Below are 17340 nucleotides of genomic sequence, written 5' to 3' on the forward strand. Positions count from 1 at the left end.
GCCATGCGTGGCGGTGCCGGCCTGATGGTCAAGATCACCGATGTGGCCCGGCACGCCGGGGTCTCCCCCAGCACCGTCTCCTACGCGCTGAGCGGCAAGCGCCCGATCTCCGACGACACCCGGCAGCGGGTCGAGGCGTCCATCCGGGAACTCGGCTACCGTCCGCACGCCGGCGCGCGGGCGCTGGCCAGCAACCGCTCCAACGTGCTGGCGCTCGTCGTGCCGCTGCGGGCCGGCATCCACGTGCCGGTGGTGATGCAGTTCGCGGTGTCGGTGGTGACCACGGCCCGGCAGTACGACCACGACGTGCTGCTGCTGACCCAGGAGGAGGGCGAGGAAGGGCTCAGCAGGGTGGCCGACAGCGCCCTGGTGGACGCCCTGATCGTCATGGACGTCCAGCTCCACGACCCGCGGCTCGCGCTGCTGCGGTCGCTGGAGCGGCCGTCCGTGATGATCGGTTTCCCGCTCGAACCGGCCGGGCTGACCTGCGTCGACCTCGACTTCAAGGCGGCCGGCGAGCTGTGCGTGGAGCATCTCGCGCGGCTCGGGCACCGGGCGGTCGCGCTGGTCGGCTCGCCGCCCGAGGTGTACGTGCGCCAGACCGCGTTCGCGCAGCGGGTGGTGGAGGGGTTCACCGCCGCGGCCGACCGCAACGGCATGGTGTCGTCGGTCCACCCGTGCGAGGCCGACCCGGCGGCGGCCCGCGCGGCCGCCGAGCGGCTGCTGCGCGAGCAGCCGGCGCTGACCGGTGTCGTCGTGCACAACGAGGCCGTGCTGGAACCGCTCGTCGAGGCGTTCGAGCAGCTGGGCCTGCGCATCCCGGGCGATCTGTCGGTCACCGCGATCTGCCCGGACGAGCTGGCCGGGTCGCTGCGGCTGCCGGTCACCTCGGTCGCGGTGCCCTCGGCCGAGCTGGGCGAGCGGGCGGTGCAGCTGCTGATGCGCAAGCTGAACGGCTCGGACTCGGTCCCGGAGGCGACGCTGCTGCCGCCGCGGCTGACCGACCGCGGGAGCACGGCCCCGCGCGACGCGCTCTGACCCGGCGGACCGCCCTGACGGTCCGGGCGCCTGACCGCCCGGGCCGTTCGGGCCGTTCCGGGCCGGGCGCGCGCGGTGGGCCGTGGCGCGCCCGGCCCGGACACGACGAAGGCCCCGCTGCTTTGAGCAGCGGGGCCTCGTCACACATGGGGTGGTGGAGATGGCGGGAATCGAACCCGCGTCCAACGGTGCAGAATCAGGGCTTCTCCGTGTGCAGTTCGCTGTGATTTTCTCGGCCCCGGCAATCACGCGAACAAGTCGCCGACGGGCCCAGTCACTGTTTGGTTTCCCATCCGACCCCGTGACCGGGCCGGATGGTTTAGTCCCCTAGATTATGCCAGGGTCCGGGTCGGGAACATCCCCGGTCTGACACCCGTTAGGGCCTTCACTCACTGCTTATTAGGCAGCGAGGGCGAAGGCGCGGGAATCGCTCTTGGAATTGGCGATTATTGGTTGCGACATATGGTTAACGAGATCATTGCCGCTTCCTCGACACGCTTCCCCTGCTTCGACAGCCGCTGTCGAAACCGATCATCCCCATGTTGATTTTTCAATGCGCGCACCGGCTTCCACCCGGTGTCGTGACCATCGTACGGGATCAGCGCACGACGGGGCCAGCCTATTCCCGCGGGTCACGCGCCCCGCGGGAACACGCGCCCCGCTGGCGTCGCTTGGCCGCGGCGATCGCGCGGTCGCTCTCCCGGCGGTCCTGCTGCTCGCGCAGGGTCTGCCGCTTGTCGTACTCCTTCTTGCCTCGGGCGAGGGCGATCTCCGCCTTGGCCCGGCCGTCCTTGAAGTACAGGGCGAGGGGCACGATGGTGTGACCCGTCTCCTGGGACTTCGCCTCCAGCTTGTCGATCTCCTCGCGGTGCAGCAGCAGCTTGCGCTTGCGGCGCACCGAGTGGTTGGTCCAGGTCCCCTGGCTGTACTCGGGGATGTGGGCGTTGTGCAGCCACGCCTCGTTGCCGTCGATCTGGACGAAGCCGTCCACGAGCGTGGCCCGGCCCTGCCGCAGCGACTTGACCTCGGTGCCGGACAGGACGATGCCCGCCTCGTAGGTGTCGACGATCGCGTAGTCGTGCCGCGCCTTCTTGTTCTGCGCGACGATCTTGCGCTTGCCGCCCTTCTCGCCGTCCCTGGCGTGGGCGGGCGTCCCCTGCTGCTTCTGCTGGGACTCTTTCGGTACGTACATTCCCTTGGCCATAGTGCCCTCCATTTTCGCACTACGGAGGGGGTGCGAGGGAAGCGGTTTACCGGCAGGTCAGCCGCGCGTCACGGGGCGTCGCCCAGACCGCTGAGCACGGTCTCGGCGCGCGCGATCGCGCCCTCGTCCGACTGGTCGACCTGGTCGTCCTGGAGGTCGGGGGTGATGCCCTTGCCGTCCACGGCACGTCCGGAGGGGGTGCGGTAGTGCCCGACGGTCAGCTCGGCGACGGCACCGTCGGGCAGCCGGCTCGGCATCTGGATGGAGCCCTTGCCGAAGGTGCGGGAGCCGACGACGACCGCGCGGCCGCGGTCCTGGAGGGCGCCGGTGAGCATCTCGGCCGCGCTCATCGTGCCGCCGTCGACGAGGGTGACCAGCGGTCGGCCGGTGTCGCCGCCGGTGACGGCGTGCAGGGCGTGCTGGGTGCCGTCGACGTCGTAGGTGGCGACCAGACCGCCGTCGAGGAAGGCGGAGGCGGTGGTGACGGCCTCGGTGACCAGGCCGCCGGAGTTGCCGCGCAGGTCGAGGATGACCCCCGCGCCGGGCGGGGCCTGCCGCACCGCGGTGCGGACGTCGTCCCCGGCGCCCTTGGTGAAGGACGCGATCTTGATGACGGTGACGCCGTCGGGGAGCTTGCGGACGGTCACGGAGTCGGTGGACAGGCGCGCTCTTCGCAGCGTCTCGGTCCACGTGCGTCTGCCGCGCTCCAGCCCGAGGGTGACCGTCGTGCCGGCCGGCGCGTCCTGCGCGTCGCCGCGGAGTAAGGAGACGACCTCGGTCACCGGTTCCCCGTCGACCTTCTTCCCGTCGACGCTGCGCAGCCGGTCGCCCTTGCGCAGCCCCGCGTCGGCGGCCGGCGATCCGGACTGCACCTTGGTGATCTCGATACGGCCGTCCCGCTCGCGCCGCGCCCACAGGCCGACGCCGGTGTACTGGCCGTCGAGGGCCTCCTGGAACTCCTGGTACTCGCCCGGGGAGTAGACGGCGCCCCAGCGGTCCCCACTGCGGCTCACGGCCCGCTCGGCGGCCTCGGTGGGGGACTTGCCGTCGGCCAGCGCGTCGGCGGCCGCCTTCTGCACGTCCTCGCCGCCGGTCGGGGCGGCGTGCCGGGCGGCCGAACGGGCGGCGCCGGCGCCCTCGTTGTCGTCGCCCCGGGCGGTGCCGGGGAACGATCCGGTGGCGGCGCCCGCGACGAGCACACTGGTGAACACCAATGTCAGGGCGGCCCCGCGGCGGATGCGGCGGGGCTGACAGAACAGGTCACGACCTGACATGGCGGTGAGTCTAGGACAACACAGGAGGGCCGAACGGTTGGTTGACCGTTCGGCCCTCTTGGTATGTGTCACACCTTCAGGTACTTGCGCAGCGCGAAGAACGCGGCAAGCGCGGGCATCAGCAGGCTCGTGGCGAGAATGAGCGGCAGCTTGGTCAGCACCGCGTCCCAGCCGATGAAGTTGATCAGATTGAGCTTGTGGGACAGGTCCAGGCCGTGATCGATGATGAAGTACCGGGCGACCACCAGGAATCCGCAGGCGACCGTGCCGCCGATGAGTCCGGCGACCGCCGCCTCCATGATGAACGGCGCCTGGATGTAGAAGCCGGAGGCGCCGACCAGCCGCATGATCCCGGTCTCCCGGCGGCGGCTGAAGGCGGAGACGCGCACGGTGTTGACGATCAGCATCAGGGCGACCACCAGCATCAGCGCCATGACCGCCCGCGCGGCCCAGTTCATGCCGTTCAGCAGGCCGAAGAGGTTGTCCAGGATGCCCTTCTGGTCCTGCACGGACTGCACGCCGTCGCGCCCGTCGAAGGCGGTCGCGATCACCTGGTACTTCTGCGGGTCCTTCAGCTTGATGCGGTACGACTCCTGCATCTGGTCCGGCGTGAGGGAGCTGGCCAGCGGGGAGTCGCCGAACTGCTCCTTGTAGTGCTTGTACGCCTCGTCCTGCGACTCGTAGGAGACCTTCTCCACGACCGACATCTTGTTCAGGTCGGCCTTGATCTGTGTCTTCTGGTCGTCGGTCACCGCGCCCTTGGCGCAGTTGGGGTCCGACTCGGCGTCGCTCTTGTTGCAGAGGAAGATCGAGACGTTGACCTTGTCGTACCAGTAGCCCTTCATGGTGGTCACCTGGTCGCTCATCAGCAGCGAACCGCCGAACAGGGCCAGGGACAGGGCGACGGAGACGACGACCGCGAAGGTCATCGTCAGGTTGCGGCGGAGACCGACTCCGATCTCCGACAGAACGAACTGGGCGCGCATGGCGTCGGGTTATGCCTTTCCGTCGTGGAGCGTCAGTGCTGGTAGCCGTAGACGCCGCGGGCCTGGTCGCGGACGAGGCGGCCCTTCTCCAGCTCGATGACGCGCTTGCGCATCTGGTCCACGATGTTCTGGTCGTGCGTCGCCATCACCACGGTGGTGCCGGTCCGGTTGATCCGGTCGAGCAGCTTCATGATGCCGACGGAGGTCTGCGGGTCGAGGTTGCCGGTGGGCTCGTCCGCGATGAGCAGCTTGGGCCGGTTGACGAAGGCGCGCGCGATGGCCACGCGCTGCTGCTCACCACCGGACAGCTCACCGGGCATCCGGTCCTCCTTGCCGCCGAGCCCGACGAGGTCGAGCACCTGCGGCACGGACTTGCGGATCTCGCCCTTGGACTTGCCGATGACCTCCTGCGCGAAGGCCACGTTCTCGGCGACGGTCTTGTTGGGCAGCAGGCGGAAGTCCTGGAACACCGTCCCCAGCTGGCGCCGCATCTGCGGCACCTTCCAGTTGGACAGCCGCGCGAGGTCCTTGCCCAGGACGTGCACCTGACCGTGGCTGCACCGCTCCTCGCGGAGGATGAGCCGCAGGAAGGTGGACTTGCCGGAGCCGGAGGACCCGACCAGGAACACGAATTCGCCCTTCTCCACTTCCAGGGAGACATCCCTGAGTGCGGGGCGGGTCTGCTTGGGGTAGACCTTGGAGACGTTGTCGAATCGGATCACGGGTGCACCACGGGTCGCCGGGGGTAGATGAGCGTGACCATACGCGACCCGGGTGTGCGAGCGCAGGCGCCGGTACAGGTTGCGTGAGGGTTGTGCGTTTTTGTACCTGCGGACTCGGCCGGAAAAGCCTCTCGGGAGCGCTCCTGGCTTCGGCGCCGCAGGATGCCGCGGAATCTGGGACAGTGGAGAGGGGAACGTTCTCGGTCGCGGGGACGTTGTGGAGAGAGTTGACCGGTGCAAGGAGGGCGAGCGCATGACGTACGACCGGTTGGTGTGCGCGAACTGTGCGTCGCCCGTGAGCGAGGGCCGGTGCCCTGTGTGCCGCGCCAACCGCGCACGGCTGCAGCAGGAGAACTTCATGTCGGGGCTGAACCCGATGGCTCTCATCGCGTTGCTGGCGGTGCTGATCGCGGCCGTGGCGCTGCTGGCGCACCAGACCGCCTGACGGACGCCGGGACGCGGGCCGGCCGGCCCTGAGAGCCCCAGGAACACGCGAAGGGCCCGGAGCGAGACGCTCCGGGCCCGTTGCCGTCATCGGGCGCGCACGCGGCGCACCCGTGCGGCCACGCTCAGGCAGCGGCTCCGCCGCGGCCGCCCGCCAGACGCGGCAGCACCCGGAAGCCGATGCCGCCGGCGATCATCGTCGCGGCGCCGATCAGCAGGAACACGGTCTGGCCCGCACCGGTCTCGGCGAGCTCGCTGTCGCCGCCCTGGGCGGTGGTGTCCGAGCCGGTGTCGGTGAGGGCCGAGGAGCCCTCCTCCTGCGCGGAGGTGCCGCCGTCGGGGTCGGTGTTGTTGCCGCCGCCGCTGCTGCCGCTGCCGCTGGTCGAGCCGTCGGTCGGGGTGCCGGTGGAGTCCGTCGGGTCGTCCGTGGGCTCGGTGGGCTCCTGCGTGGGCTCGGTCGGCTCCGACTCCGTCGGGTCCGGGGCGGTGCTGGTGGCCGGGTCGGTGGGCGCCTCGGAGGTGGCCGGGTCCGTGGGGATCTCCGTGCCGGGGTCGGTCGCCGTCGGGTCGTCGGTCGGGTCGTCCGGGGACGCCACCGAGGCGTCCAGGGTCACGCCGAGGTCGAGGGCCGAGGCCGCGCCGGCCGCGGTCAGCGAGGCACCCGCGGCGATCACGACGCCGGCGGCTATGCGCGCGACCCGGATCCGCGTCTTCTTCGTCATCTGCTTGCTACCCCCAGTAGCGATTCGTCGGTGAGGCGGCGCCCGGGGCCGTGATCGACGGGGTCGGCTACTGCGTGTGCGAAGCCCCCCGGTTCACATGCGCCCCAGAGATACGCATGCCACGCTTCACCCTTCCGATTTTTCACAGCACCGTCAAGGCCGTTGCGTGCGCAATGTCCAATTGACCGCTGTTTGCCGGGGGTTGGAGTCTGTGAGTGTGATGTAAAACCCAGCCGGGCCGGGCGGAGAAGATAGTAGAAACGGCAACTGCCGCCCGATGGGCGGCAGTTGCCATGTCGACAAAGCGCCTTCCCCAAGGGGTGCGCACGCTCGGCCGGTTGCGCTCCGACGGAGTGTCCGCCTACTTCTCCCGCTGCTTGCGCCAGCGAATTCCGGCCTCCAGGAAACCGTCGATCTCGCCGTTGAACACGGCCTCGGGGTTGCCGACCTCGAACTCGGTGCGCAGGTCCTTGACCATCTGGTACGGGTGCAGGACGTACGAACGCATCTGGTTGCCCCAGGAGTTGCCGCCGTCGCCCTTGAGGGCGTCCATCTTGGCCTGCTCCTCCTGGCGGCGCCGCTCCAGCAGCTTCGCCTGGAGGACGTTCATCGCGGTCGCCTTGTTCTGGATCTGCGACCGCTCGTTCTGGCAGGAGACGACGATGCCGGTGGGGATGTGCGTCAGGCGGACCGCGGAGTCGGTCGTGTTGACGCCCTGGCCGCCGGGGCCGGAGGACCGGTACACGTCGACGCGCAGCTCGGACTCGTCGATCTCGATGTGGTCCGTCGTCTCGACCACGGGCAGCACCTCGACACCCGCGAACGAGGTCTGGCGGCGGCCCTGGTTGTCGAAGGGCGAGATGCGCACCAGGCGGTGGGTGCCCTGCTCGACGGAGAGCGTGCCGTAGGCGTACGGCACCTGCACGGCGAAGGTGGTCGACTTGATGCCGGCCTCCTCCGCGTACGACGTCTCGTAGACCTCGGTCTTGTAGCCCTTCTGCTCCGCCCAGCGCAGGTACATCCGCTGCAGCTTCTCGGCGAAGTCGGCGGCGTCGACGCCGCCCGCCTCGGCGCGGATGTTGACGAGCGCCTCGCGGGAGTCGTACTCCCCGCTGAGGAGCGTGCGGACCTCCATCTCGTCCAGCGCCTTCTTGACGGCGGTGAGCTCGGTGTCGGCCTCGGCACGGGTGTCCGGGTCGTCCTCCTCCTCGGCCATCTCGAAGAGCACGGCGAGATCGTCGATCCGGCCGCGCAGCGCCTCCGCCTTCCTGACCTCCGCCTGGAGGTGGGAGAGCTTGCTGGTGATCTTCTGCGCCTCGTCCGGGTTGTCCCACAGGGACGGCGCGGCCGCCTGCTCCTCGAGCACGGCGATGTCTGCCCTCAGCTTGTCGAGGTCCAGAACGGCCTCGATCGACTCCATGGTCGAGGAGAGGGACTTGAGCTCTTCGGATACATCGACGACTGCCACGCCTCCAGCGTAACGGCTCCGCCAACCGAGCCGCGCCGGGCCGCCCTGGGTACCGGGGGTACCGGGCGGACGAGGCGGGGCCGGGCCCCGCACCCCGGGGTGGACCGTGGGGTCCGCGAGCGGGGGCCGAGGTCCGTGGGCTCGTGCGGGTCCGTCGGTGGTCGCTCGCGCAGTTCCCCGCGCCCCTGACGGGGTGGCCGCGTCGGCTCCCTCAGGGGCGCGGGGAACTGCGCGACCAGCCCCCACCAGGCCGCGGGCAGGCGCCGACACCGGGGGCTTCGGCCTTCTGGTCCCGCGCGGGACCGGTGGGGCACCTTCGCGCAGTTCCCCGCGCCCCTTTCGGGGCGCGGTTGCCGGGGCGTCCCTGAAAGGGGCGCGGGGAACTGCGCGACCAGCCCTCACCGGGCCGCGGGCGGGCGTGCGGCGGCCCCTCGTCCCGGGTCAGGGGGTGGCGGATGTCGCGTGGGTAGCGGGTTGGGTAGGGGCGGCGGAGCCGTCGTCCGACGTGGCCAGCCAGGCGCCGACGGCCACCGCCGCCGCCACGACCGCCCCCGCCACGCCCAGCGTGATGCGGCGCCGGCGGGCCACCGCGCGGTGCCGGGCCGAGCCGGGGCGGGGCGCGCCCGCCGCGCGGGGGACCCGGGCTGTGCCGCGGGCGCCGCCCGCCAGCTCGTCGGGGCCCGGCACCCGCATCGAGGTGTGGGTGTCCCGGTTGGAGTCCGGCTTCGCGCCCGGCACCAGCGGTACGGCGCCGCGCCGGGCCCGCTCCACGACGGGCGCCGCGGGCGCCGCGCTCGCCGCGGGCTCCGGCTCCTCCTCGGGGTCTGACTCCGGCTCGTCGACGTCCAGCGGCGGCATCCCGGCCAGCATCGGCAGCAGCTCCCGCAGCCGGGTCCCCATCTCCGAGGCGCGCAGCCGGGACGCCGGGGCCTTCGCCAGGCACTGCACGATCAGCTGCCACAGCTCATCGGGGATGCCGGGCAGCGGGACCACGGTCTCCGTGACATGGCGGCGCAGCACCGCGCCGGGGTGGCCGCCGCCGAACGGCGTGAAGCCCGCCAGCAGTTCGTAGAGGACGGTGGCCAGGGCGTAGATGTCCACTGCGGCCCGGGGCGGCAGGCCCTCGACGATCTCCGGCGCCAGATAGTCCGGCGTGCCGATGATCTTCGTGGCCTTGGTCCGGCGCGGGGTGTCGATGAGCTTCGCCACCCCGAAGTCGGTCAGCAGCGCGCGGTGCGAGCCGCCGGGACCGAGCGGGCCCTGCATGTCGAGCAGCACGTTCTCCGGCTTCACGTCCCGGTGCACGACGCCCGCGGCGTGCGCGGCGGCCAGGCCGTCCGCCACGTCGGCGGCGATCGCCACGGCCGCCTCCGGCGCGAGCCTGCGCTCGCGCTCCAGACGGGTGCGCAGATCGGTGCCGCGGACCAGGTCCATGACGAGCGCGAGATCGTTGCCGTCCACGACGAGGTCGCGCACGGACACCACGTTGGGGTGCTCCAGACCCAGCAGGGCCGTGCGCTCCTGCACGAAGCGGCCCACGAGCTCCTGGTCGGACGCGAGGTCCTCGCGCAGCAGCTTGACGGCCACCGGCCCGTCCGGCCCCTCGCCCAGCCACACCGTGCCGGCGCTGCCCCGCCCCAGGATCTGGTGCGCGGTGTACCGGCTGCCGATCTTCCGTGCCAAGACTGCTCCTACAGACGCGTGTTGCCGACGCTGCGCCGCTCCGGGGAGGACTCACTTCGGACCTTCGGCCGCCGGACTCGGACCCCCAGCCGATAAAAGTACGCGTCCCGCGCTCCAACCTTCACCACGGGGACGGAAATCACCCGCTGGTTGTCGACAAATCCCCAACATGATCGGGCGGAAGGGTGCGAAGGGGCACACCGAGGGGGCGTACGGCGACCGGGATGTCGTACGGCGAACAGGGGCTCGGGGCCGGCCGAACAGTGACCCGGGACCGACCGGGCGGCGGACGGGGCGGCCGGGCGGCGGACGGGGTCGGCCGGGCGGCGGACGGGGCGGCCGGGCGGCGGCCCGCCCGGGGCGCCAGGAGCGCCCTAGTTGCCGCCCGACCCGTTGTCGAGGTCCTTCACCCAGTGGCTCACGTCGTGCGCCCAGTGGTTCAGCTGGGACCAGTAGCCGCGGCCCGTGCCGATCCAGTCCTGGAGCGGGGTGAGCTCCCAGACCAGCCAGCTCGCCACGAACAGGATGATGATCGTGAACAGGCAGCCCTTCAGGCAGCCCAGACCCGGGATCTTCATCGGGTTGGCGCTGCCCCGGCGCTCCGCGCGCGGCTCGCGCGCGGGCCGCTGCGGCTCCGGCGGCGCGTACCGCTGGGGCTGCGGCTGCTGGGGCCGGCGCTGCGGGGCGTACTGCTGGGGCTGCTGCTGGTCCGGGTAGCCGTAGCCCTGCTGCTGGCGCCGCTGGGGCGGGCGCTGCACCGGCTGCGCCTGCTGCGCCGGGCGCTGCTGCTGCGGCTGCTGCTGCGGGCGGGCGACCTGACGCTGGGGGCGGCGGCGCAGCGGGTCCTCACCCGGGTCCAGGTACTGGATCTGGGTCTGCTCGTTGCGGTCGCGGGCCGCGCGCAGCTGGGTCTGCCAGGGGTGCGGCTGCTCGGGCTGTCCGGCTCCGGGCGCGTTCTGCGGCATCGGCGGCATGACCGTGGTCGGGTCGGCGCCGTTGGTGGGCAGCACGGTGGTCGGGTCCGCGGCGCCCGTGGTGTGCGGGAGCACGCTGGTCGCGGCGTTCGGGTCGTAGGCCCCGGGGGCCTGGCCGTGCGGCAGCACCTGGGTGGGGTCGGCGGCGCCCGGGACGCCCGGCACGGCGGCGGGCGCCGGGTCGGGGGCGAGCAGGGCGGCGACGGCGTCGGCCGCGGCGATCTGCATCGTGTTCGCGTGCACCCCGACGCCCTCGGCGACGACGCGCAGTGCGCGGCCGAGGCTCTCGGCGCTGGGCCGCTCGTCGGGGTTCTTGCGCAGGCAGCGCTCTATGACCGTCCACAGCGGGTCGGGGACCGTGGAGGGGCGGCGCGGCTCGGCGCTCAGATGCTGGTGCAGCACCTCCAGGGCGGTGCTGCCGGCGAACGGCGGGCGGCCCGTGATCAGTTCGTAGAGCAGGATGCCGGCGCCGTAGACGTCCACCGCGGAGGTCTGCGGCCGGCCCTCGGCGGACTCGGGCGCGACGTACGCGGGCGTGCCGACGAACTCGCTGGTGCGGGTGAGGCCGGGCGAGTCGGCGAGGCGGGCGATGCCGAAGTCGGTGAGCATCGGGTGCATCTGGCCGCCGTCCTGGCGGAGCAGGACGTTGGCCGGCTTGAGGTCGCGGTGCACGACGCCGTCGGCGTGGCTCGCGGCGAGCGCGTCGGCGATCTGCGCGGTCAGCAGGGCGGCGCCGACGGGGCTGAAGGGGCCGCTCTCGCGCAGGTAGCGATGCAGGTCGGGGCCGTCCACGAGGTCCATGACGAGGGCGAGCAGATCGCCCTCGACGACCAGGTCGCGGACCCGGACGATGTTGGGATGGGTCAGCCGCAGCAGCACGGAGCGCTCCCGCAGGAACCGCATCACGATGTCGGGGTCGCTCGCGAGCTCTTCCTTGAGGACCTTGATCGCGACCGTCTCGCCGGGCTGGCCGGGCACGGCCGCCTCGGCGCCCGCGGTCTCCCGCTGGCGGGCGCGCCAGACAGTGCCTGTGGCGCCGCGTCCAAGCGGCTCCTCAAGGAGGTACTTGCTCCCTACCGGCCGCACGTCATGCGCTCCCTGCTGCTGGCTTACGTTCCGACCCACTCTAGTGCCGCACCCCCCGGGCACGGCCTGTCGTCCTTCTGTGCGTCTTACGTAGCGCCAGCCGGACATGTTCGAAGGAAAGACGCTCACCTCGGTCCGCCGGTTGCCCCACCCGGGCGTGACCGATCTCAAGCGGTCGTCCGCGGACACCTGGTCAGGCACTTTTGGGGGCAGAGCCGACCAATCAAGATCACTTGGTGACGGGTGGCGGGCGCGTTGTCGGTGGCAGGTGCGAGGATGCGGGTGTAAAGGCCGACGTGCTCGCGTGCGGTGGGTGGGGATGCTCCGCGGTGGTGGGACCGCGGGCCCGGTCCCGTTTCCGTCACCGCCGTGCGGGCGCCCGTGCAGAAGGGACCGCTGACGGCGATGCAGATCCGGCTGACCGTCGAAGACCCGCTGGGTTCGTCCCCGCAGCCGCGGGGCCGCGCCGCGAGCCGCGACGTGCTGGTCACGGCGCCGGCCGGCACCGCCCTCGCGGCGGTCGCCTCGGCGCTGGCGTCGGCGGTCGCCGGCGAGAGCGGCACCGCCGCGCACGAGCGCGGCCGCGAGCCCGGCGCGGGCCCCGTCGTGCTGTACGCGGGCGCGGAGCGCCTGGACGCCCAGCGCTGCACGCTGGGCGAACCGCCGCTGACCGACGGCGCGGTGCTCTCCCTGGGCGCCCCCGCCGACCCCGAACCGCACCCCGAGGTGGACGACGCCCCGGCGCGGCTGCACGTGGTCGCGGGCCCCGACGCGGGCGGCGTCCATCTGCTGCACGGCGGCCGCATCGACATCGGCCGCTCCGCCGACGCGGACGTACCCCTGGACGACCCGGACGTCTCCCGGCTGCACTGCGCGGTCACGGTGGACGACGACGGCCGGGTCTCGGTCGCCGACCTGGGCTCCACCAACGGCACGACCCTGGACGGCACCCGCGTGGGCCCGCGCGCGGTGCGCTTCCCCGCGGGGGCGCTGCTGCGGATCGGCGAATCCACCCTGCGGCTTGCTCCGGCCGGGGGACCCGGCGCCCGCGTGGCGACCGCCCCCGACGGCGAGGGCCATGTGCGGCTCGCCCCGGCGGCGGGCCCCGACGCGCCGCCCGCGCCCGCCGCCCCCACGGCCCCGTCCGACGGCACCCGGCACACCTACGGCTCGACGGAGTTCGACGGCCCCGACGGCCGCGCCGGTGCCCCGGGACACGGCGCCGGGCAGCCGCCCGCGGTGCCCGTCCAGGGCGGGGCGCCACGGATCGAGAGCCGCGCCGGGCACCCGCGCCACCTGCCGGGCGGCCCGGCCGCACAGCCTTCCGGGAGCCTGCCGGGGACGGCCCCCGGCGGCGACACGCACGGCGCGGGCCTGCGCACCGGCACCACCGCGCCCGGCTCCCCGTACGGCTCCGCACCGGGCTCCCCCTACGCCGCCGCGCCCGCGCCGGGCTCCGCGCCCGCCACCACCCACACCCCCGTGCCCGTCCAGCGCGCCACCGCCTTCGAGGAGGCGGCGCACTCCGGACGGACCGACCTCCCCGAGACCCCCGACCTGCCCCGCCCCCGCGCCGAGGCCACGGACACGCCGCCACGCCCGAGCACCGGCACCGGCACCACCCGCAAGGGCACCCCCCTGCGCGGCACCGACGTGCCGCAGGGCGTGCGCCGCCGCGGCCTGTCCGCGTGGGCGCGCCGGCTCACCGGCGGCCGCCCGGAGGAGACCCCGGACGGCGCGGCGTACGGCGACCCGGGCGCGGACCCGGCCGCCGCGGCCGCCCCCGCGCACCGGCCGGAGACCTGGCCCGACCCGGCGACGCTGCTGCTGACCGCGCTCGGCCCCGGCCCCCGGCTGTGGGAGCGCGGACCGGGCCACCCGGAGACGCTCACGGTGCGGCTGGGCACCGCCGACCGCCCGGTCGAGGACGGCGCGGCACTGCTGCCCGCGGTGCCGGTCACGGCGGATCTGCGCGAGGCCGGCGCCCTCGGCCTCGCGGGCCCGCGCCCCCGGCTGTCCGGGCTGGCGCGCGCGGTGCTGGCCCAGCTGGCCGCGCTGCACTCCCCCGACGTCCTGGAGATCGTGCTGATCGGCGCGGACCGCGCCCGCTCCCTGGAGGAGCGCACGGCGGAGTGGTCCTGGCTCGGCTGGCTGCCGCACGTCCGCCCCGGCCACGGCCAGGACTGCCGCCTGCTGCTCGCCCACGACCGCGAACAGGCGGCCGCCCGCACCGAGGAACTCCTGCGCCGCCTGGAGGACCAGCCGCCCGCGCCGGACACCGCACCCGGTCACCGGGAGGCGCACCCGGACCACGCCGAGCGCGGCGCCGCGCACCGCCCCTCCTGGGCGCGGGCCGGGGACGCGGGCGCGCCGCCCTTCCCCGGGCCGTACACGGTCCTCGTCGTGGACGGCGATCCCGGCTCCGCCGCGGTCCGGGAGGCCGTGGAGCGGCTGGCCCTGGAGGGCCCGCGGGCCGGCATCCACGTGCTCTGCCTGGCCGAGACGCCGCCCGCCTCACCCGCGTCGCCGGTGACGGCGACCTACGAGGCCGCCTGCGCCGCCGCACCCTCCTTCCGCGCCTGCGGCGCGGTCGCGCTGCTCAGCGGTGACGTGGCGACGGCCCTGCACCTGATGCGGGTCGCCCGGACCGCCGCCGCGCCCGCGCCGGTCGGGCACGGCACGTCGGCCGCGGTGGACGCCGTCTCCGCCGCCTGGGCGGAGCGGTTCGCCCGCGCGCTGGCGCCGCTGCGCACGGACGCGGCCGCCGGTGAGCGGCACGCACGCGTGTCGGCGCCGCTGCCGCAGTCGGCCCGGCTGCTGGACGAGCTGGGGCTGGCCCGGGCCACCCCGGCGTCGCTGATGGCCCGCTGGGCGGATGCCGCCGACGACCCGCGCACCCCCGGCGGGCGGGCCTGGGCGGTGCTCGGCGCGGGACCGCGCGGCCCGCTCGGCGCCGACCTCACGGCCGACGGCCCGCATCTGCTGATCGAGGGCCCGCGCGGCAGCGGGCGCACCGAACTGCTGCGCGCGGTCGTCGCCTCGCTGGCCGCCGCGGAGCGCCCGGACCGCCTCGGGATCGTCCTGGTCGACGGCCGTGACGGCACGGGCGCGCCGGGCGGCCACGGCGAGGGCCTGCGCGTGTGCACGGACGTACCGCATGTGACCACCCATCTCGCCGCCAACGACCCGGTGCGGATGCGGGAGTTCGCGCAGTCGCTGAGCGCGGAGCTGAAGCGGCGCGCGGAGCTGCTGGGCCTCTCCGACTTCGCCGAGTGGCACACCCGGCACGCGGCGCCGGGCGCCGCGGCGGGCCGGCGCGCACCGGCCGCGCGTACGGCCCACCCCGCCGCGGGCACCCACTCCACCACCGGCACGCACGCCGGCGCCGTCCTGCCCGACCCGGTCGGCGCGGGCGACCTGGAGTCGGCGTCCAGCGCCACGCTGCGGCTGCGGCCCCCGTCCGCCGCCCGCCGGTCCGAGCCGGGTCCGCCGCTGCCCCGGCTGGTCGTCGTGGTGGACGATCTGGACGCGCTGGTCTCGCCGCCGCTGGGCTCGCCCGGCCGGCCCGCCGCGGGATCGGTGATGCGGGCGCTGGAGGCCGCGGCCCGGGAGGGCGAGCGGCTGGGCGTGCATCTGGTGGCCGCCACCGGCGACTGCCCCCGCACCGCGGAGACCGAACCGGTGCGCCGGGCCGGTCTGCGCGTGCTCCTCGACGCCCCGCCGGCCGGCCGCGCGGGCGGGCCGGCGCCGGAGCGCGCCGGGGAGCAGGGCGGCGAACCGGCCCCCGGGCGCGGGCGGCTGACCGGTCCCGACGGGCGGATGACGCCGTTCCAGGGCGGCCGGGTCACCGGCCGCATCCCGCGCACGGCGACGCTGCGCCCCACGGTCGTACCGCTGGAGTGGCACCGCATGGGCGACCCGCCGGCCCGCCGTCCGGTGCGGGAGCTGGGCAACGGGCCGACCGACCTCGCCCTGCTGGCCAGCGCGCTGGACCGGGCCGCCCGCTCGGTGTCGGCCGCGGAGGTCCCGTCCCTGCTGTGAGGTGCGGCGCGCCGCACCTCACAGCAGGGACGAGGTGCGGCGCGCCGCGCCGTCGGCACCCGGCGCGCCCCTCTCCCACCGGCCGTGGACCGGGCCGCATTGCTGCCGCAACTTCCCCCGGTCGGACCGTCACCCCCGACACCCCTTGACATCACGAGGTTTTACGTCAACGCCCCGATATACCGTCACGAGCCGGTCACGATCGCGGTGTTTACAGGTGAGGCGCTCTTGCCGCCCTCAACTGCCGAGGCGTAGACCGGATGGACGGGACAGCGCTCGATCGTTCGACGAGGAACGAAAGAACGGGGCAGTGATGCGCAGCATCAGCGGCACGATCCGGACACCATGGGCCGTCACGACGTTCACCGGCCTGCTCGCGGGGGCGATGGCGCTCTCGCTCACGGCATGTGGAGGCGGCGACAACGACAAGAGCAGCGGCGACAGCAGCGCCAGTGCGACGACCGGCACGGTCACCCTTCCGAAACTGAACGGCCAGAGCATCGAGGTCGCCGCCGTGTGGACCGGCGCCGAGCAGACGAACTTCAAGAAGGTGCTGGCCGAGTTCGAGAAGCGCACGGGCGCGAAGGTCACCTTCGTGCCGGCGCAGGACCCGATCATCAACTTCCTCGGCTCGAAGATCGCGGGCGGTCAGCCGCCGGACGTGGCCATGCTCCCCCAGCCCGGCGCCATCAAGCAGGCCGTGGACAAGGGCTGGGCCAAGCCGGTCGGCGCCGAGGCCGAGGCCCAGCTGAAGAAGAACTACTCGCAGGGCTGGCAGGACATCGGCAAGGTCGACGGCAAGCAGTACGGCGTCTACTACAAGGCCGCCAACAAGTCGCTGGTCTGGTACAACGCGAAGGTCTTCGAGAACGCGGGCGCCAAGGAGCCCAAGACCTGGCAGGAGCTGCTGACCACCGCGCAGGCGGTCTACGACTCCGGCGTCACCCCGTTCTCGGTCGGCGGCGCGGACGGCTGGACCCTCACCGACTGGTTCGAGAACGTCTACCTCTCCCAGGCCGGCCCCGAGAAGTACGACCAGCTGGCGCAGCACAAGATCAAGTGGACGGACCCGTCGGTCAAGCAGGCCCTCACCACGCTCGCGCAGATCTGGGGCAAGAAGGGCTATGTCGCGGGCGGCGCGGACGGCGCGCTCCAGACGGAGTACCCCGCCTCGGTCACCCAGGTCTTCACCGGCGGCGACCAGCCGAAGGCCGGCATGGTCTACGAGGGCGACTTCGCGCAGGTCAACATCGGTGAGACCAAGGCGAAGGTGGGCAGCGACGCGAAGGTGTTCGCGTTCCCGTCGGTGGGCTCGACGGCGCCCGTGGTCTCCGGCGGCGACGCGGCCGTCGTACTGAAGGACTCCAAGGCGGCGCAGGCACTGGTGACGTTCCTGGCGTCGCCGGACGCGGCGACGATCCAGGCGAAGCTCGGCGGCTATCTCTCGCCGAACAAGAACGTGCCGACCTCGGCTTACCCGAACGAGGTGCAGCGCACGATCGCCAAGTCGCTGATCGCCTCCGGCGACGACTTCCGCTTCGACATGTCCGACCAGGCCCCGCAGGCGTTCGGCGGCACCCCGGGCAAGGGCGAGTGGAAGGACCTCCAGGACTTCCTGAAGAACCCCACGGACGTGGCGGGCACCCAGGCGAAACTGGAGAAGGACGCGGCGGCGGCGTACGGCAGCGGGAGCTGATC

12 protein-coding genes and 1 other RNA gene are annotated in these 17340 nt (G+C 73.4%); 4 read left to right on the plus strand and 9 right to left on the minus strand.

The annotated features are described in order from the left end of the window. Window positions 1-24 precede the first annotated feature (24 nt). Window positions 25-1038: a LacI family DNA-binding transcriptional regulator gene (locus WN71_RS21195; protein WP_079177999.1), complete on the plus strand. Its 1014-nt coding sequence runs from the start codon at window positions 25-27 to the stop codon at window positions 1036-1038. Window positions 1039-1190: 152 nt separating this feature from the next. Here WN71_RS21195 and ssrA read toward each other — a convergent pair. The 5 genes from ssrA to ftsE form a co-directional block, all read right to left on the minus strand. Next, window positions 1191-1577, minus strand: a transfer-messenger RNA (tmRNA) gene (gene ssrA, locus WN71_RS21200). 80 nt (window positions 1578-1657) lie between these two features. After that, entirely contained in the window at window positions 1658-2230 is a 573-nt protein-coding gene (smpB, locus tag WN71_RS21205) for an SsrA-binding protein SmpB (RefSeq protein WP_046590719.1), read from the minus strand. A gap of 80 nt (window positions 2231-2310) precedes the next feature. Then, window positions 2311-3516 carry a S41 family peptidase gene (locus tag WN71_RS21210; RefSeq protein WP_206300112.1) on the minus strand — a complete coding sequence of 402 codons (1206 nt, stop codon included), beginning with the start codon at window positions 3514-3516 and terminating at the stop codon, window positions 2311-2313. 68 nt (window positions 3517-3584) lie between these two features. Next, window positions 3585-4502 (minus strand): permease-like cell division protein FtsX, encoded by a 918-nt coding sequence (gene ftsX, locus WN71_RS21215; RefSeq protein WP_046590693.1) that lies wholly within the window; start codon window positions 4500-4502, stop codon window positions 3585-3587. A 32-nt stretch (window positions 4503-4534) separates the two neighbouring features. After that, window positions 4535-5224, minus strand: coding sequence for a cell division ATP-binding protein FtsE (ftsE, locus tag WN71_RS21220; protein ID WP_030943440.1), 690 nt, complete (start codon window positions 5222-5224; stop codon window positions 4535-4537). A gap of 253 nt (window positions 5225-5477) precedes the next feature. Here ftsE and WN71_RS21225 point away from each other — a divergent pair, with 253 nt between their 5' ends. Beyond that, on the plus strand, window positions 5478-5669 hold the full coding sequence (locus WN71_RS21225; protein ID WP_046590690.1) for a hypothetical protein: 192 nt from the start codon (window positions 5478-5480) through the stop codon (window positions 5667-5669). 124 nt (window positions 5670-5793) lie between these two features. Here the strand turns inward: WN71_RS21225 and WN71_RS21230 are convergent, their stop codons facing one another. The 4 genes from WN71_RS21230 to WN71_RS21245 form a co-directional block, all read right to left on the minus strand. Next, a complete protein-coding gene (locus tag WN71_RS21230) occupies window positions 5794-6390 on the minus strand; it encodes a superantigen-like protein SSL4 (protein ID WP_046590685.1) in 597 nt (198 codons plus the stop codon). 361 nt (window positions 6391-6751) lie between these two features. Next, a complete protein-coding gene (prfB, locus tag WN71_RS21235) occupies window positions 6752-7858 on the minus strand; it encodes a peptide chain release factor 2 (RefSeq protein ID WP_046590683.1) in 1107 nt (368 codons plus the stop codon). A 441-nt stretch (window positions 7859-8299) separates the two neighbouring features. Beyond that, window positions 8300-9541, minus strand: a complete 1242-nt coding sequence (locus WN71_RS21240) for a serine/threonine-protein kinase (RefSeq protein ID WP_046590681.1) — start codon at window positions 9539-9541, stop codon at window positions 8300-8302. 374 nt (window positions 9542-9915) lie between these two features. Continuing rightward, window positions 9916-11601, minus strand: a complete 1686-nt coding sequence (locus WN71_RS21245; RefSeq protein WP_046590679.1) for a serine/threonine-protein kinase — start codon at window positions 11599-11601, stop codon at window positions 9916-9918. Window positions 11602-12006: 405 nt separating this feature from the next. Between WN71_RS21245 and WN71_RS21250 the strand changes: the two genes are divergently transcribed. Next, a complete protein-coding gene (locus WN71_RS21250) occupies window positions 12007-15642 on the plus strand; it encodes an FHA domain-containing protein (RefSeq protein ID WP_046590716.1) in 3636 nt (1211 codons plus the stop codon). A 313-nt stretch (window positions 15643-15955) separates the two neighbouring features. Next, a complete protein-coding gene (locus tag WN71_RS21255) occupies window positions 15956-17338 on the plus strand; it encodes an ABC transporter substrate-binding protein (RefSeq protein WP_046590672.1) in 1383 nt (460 codons plus the stop codon). Window positions 17339-17340: the final 2 nt, after the last annotated feature.

The organism is Streptomyces mangrovisoli (assembly GCF_000974985.2).
In the GTDB taxonomy this organism is placed as follows: domain Bacteria; phylum Actinomycetota; class Actinomycetes; order Streptomycetales; family Streptomycetaceae; genus Streptomyces; species Streptomyces mangrovisoli.

Excerpts from the sequence above, each read along its gene's own strand:
- ftsX (WP_046590693.1), bottom strand. The coding sequence starts at position 4,502 with ATGCGCGCCCAGTTCGTTCTGTCGGAGATCGGAGTCGGTCTCCGCCGC.
- WN71_RS21210 (WP_206300112.1), bottom strand. The coding sequence starts at position 3,516 with ATGTCAGGTCGTGACCTGTTCTGTCAGCCCCGCCGCATCCGCCGCGGG.
- WN71_RS21255 (WP_046590672.1), top strand. The coding sequence starts at position 15,956 with ATGCGCAGCATCAGCGGCACGATCCGGACACCATGGGCCGTCACGACG.
- WN71_RS21230 (WP_046590685.1), bottom strand. The coding sequence starts at position 6,390 with ATGACGAAGAAGACGCGGATCCGGGTCGCGCGCATAGCCGCCGGCGTC.
- smpB (WP_046590719.1), bottom strand. The coding sequence starts at position 2,230 with ATGTACGTACCGAAAGAGTCCCAGCAGAAGCAGCAGGGGACGCCCGCC.
- WN71_RS21225 (WP_046590690.1), top strand. The coding sequence starts at position 5,478 with ATGACGTACGACCGGTTGGTGTGCGCGAACTGTGCGTCGCCCGTGAGC.
- WN71_RS21250 (WP_046590716.1), top strand. The coding sequence starts at position 12,007 with ATGCAGATCCGGCTGACCGTCGAAGACCCGCTGGGTTCGTCCCCGCAG.
- WN71_RS21195 (WP_079177999.1), top strand. The coding sequence starts at position 25 with ATGGTCAAGATCACCGATGTGGCCCGGCACGCCGGGGTCTCCCCCAGC.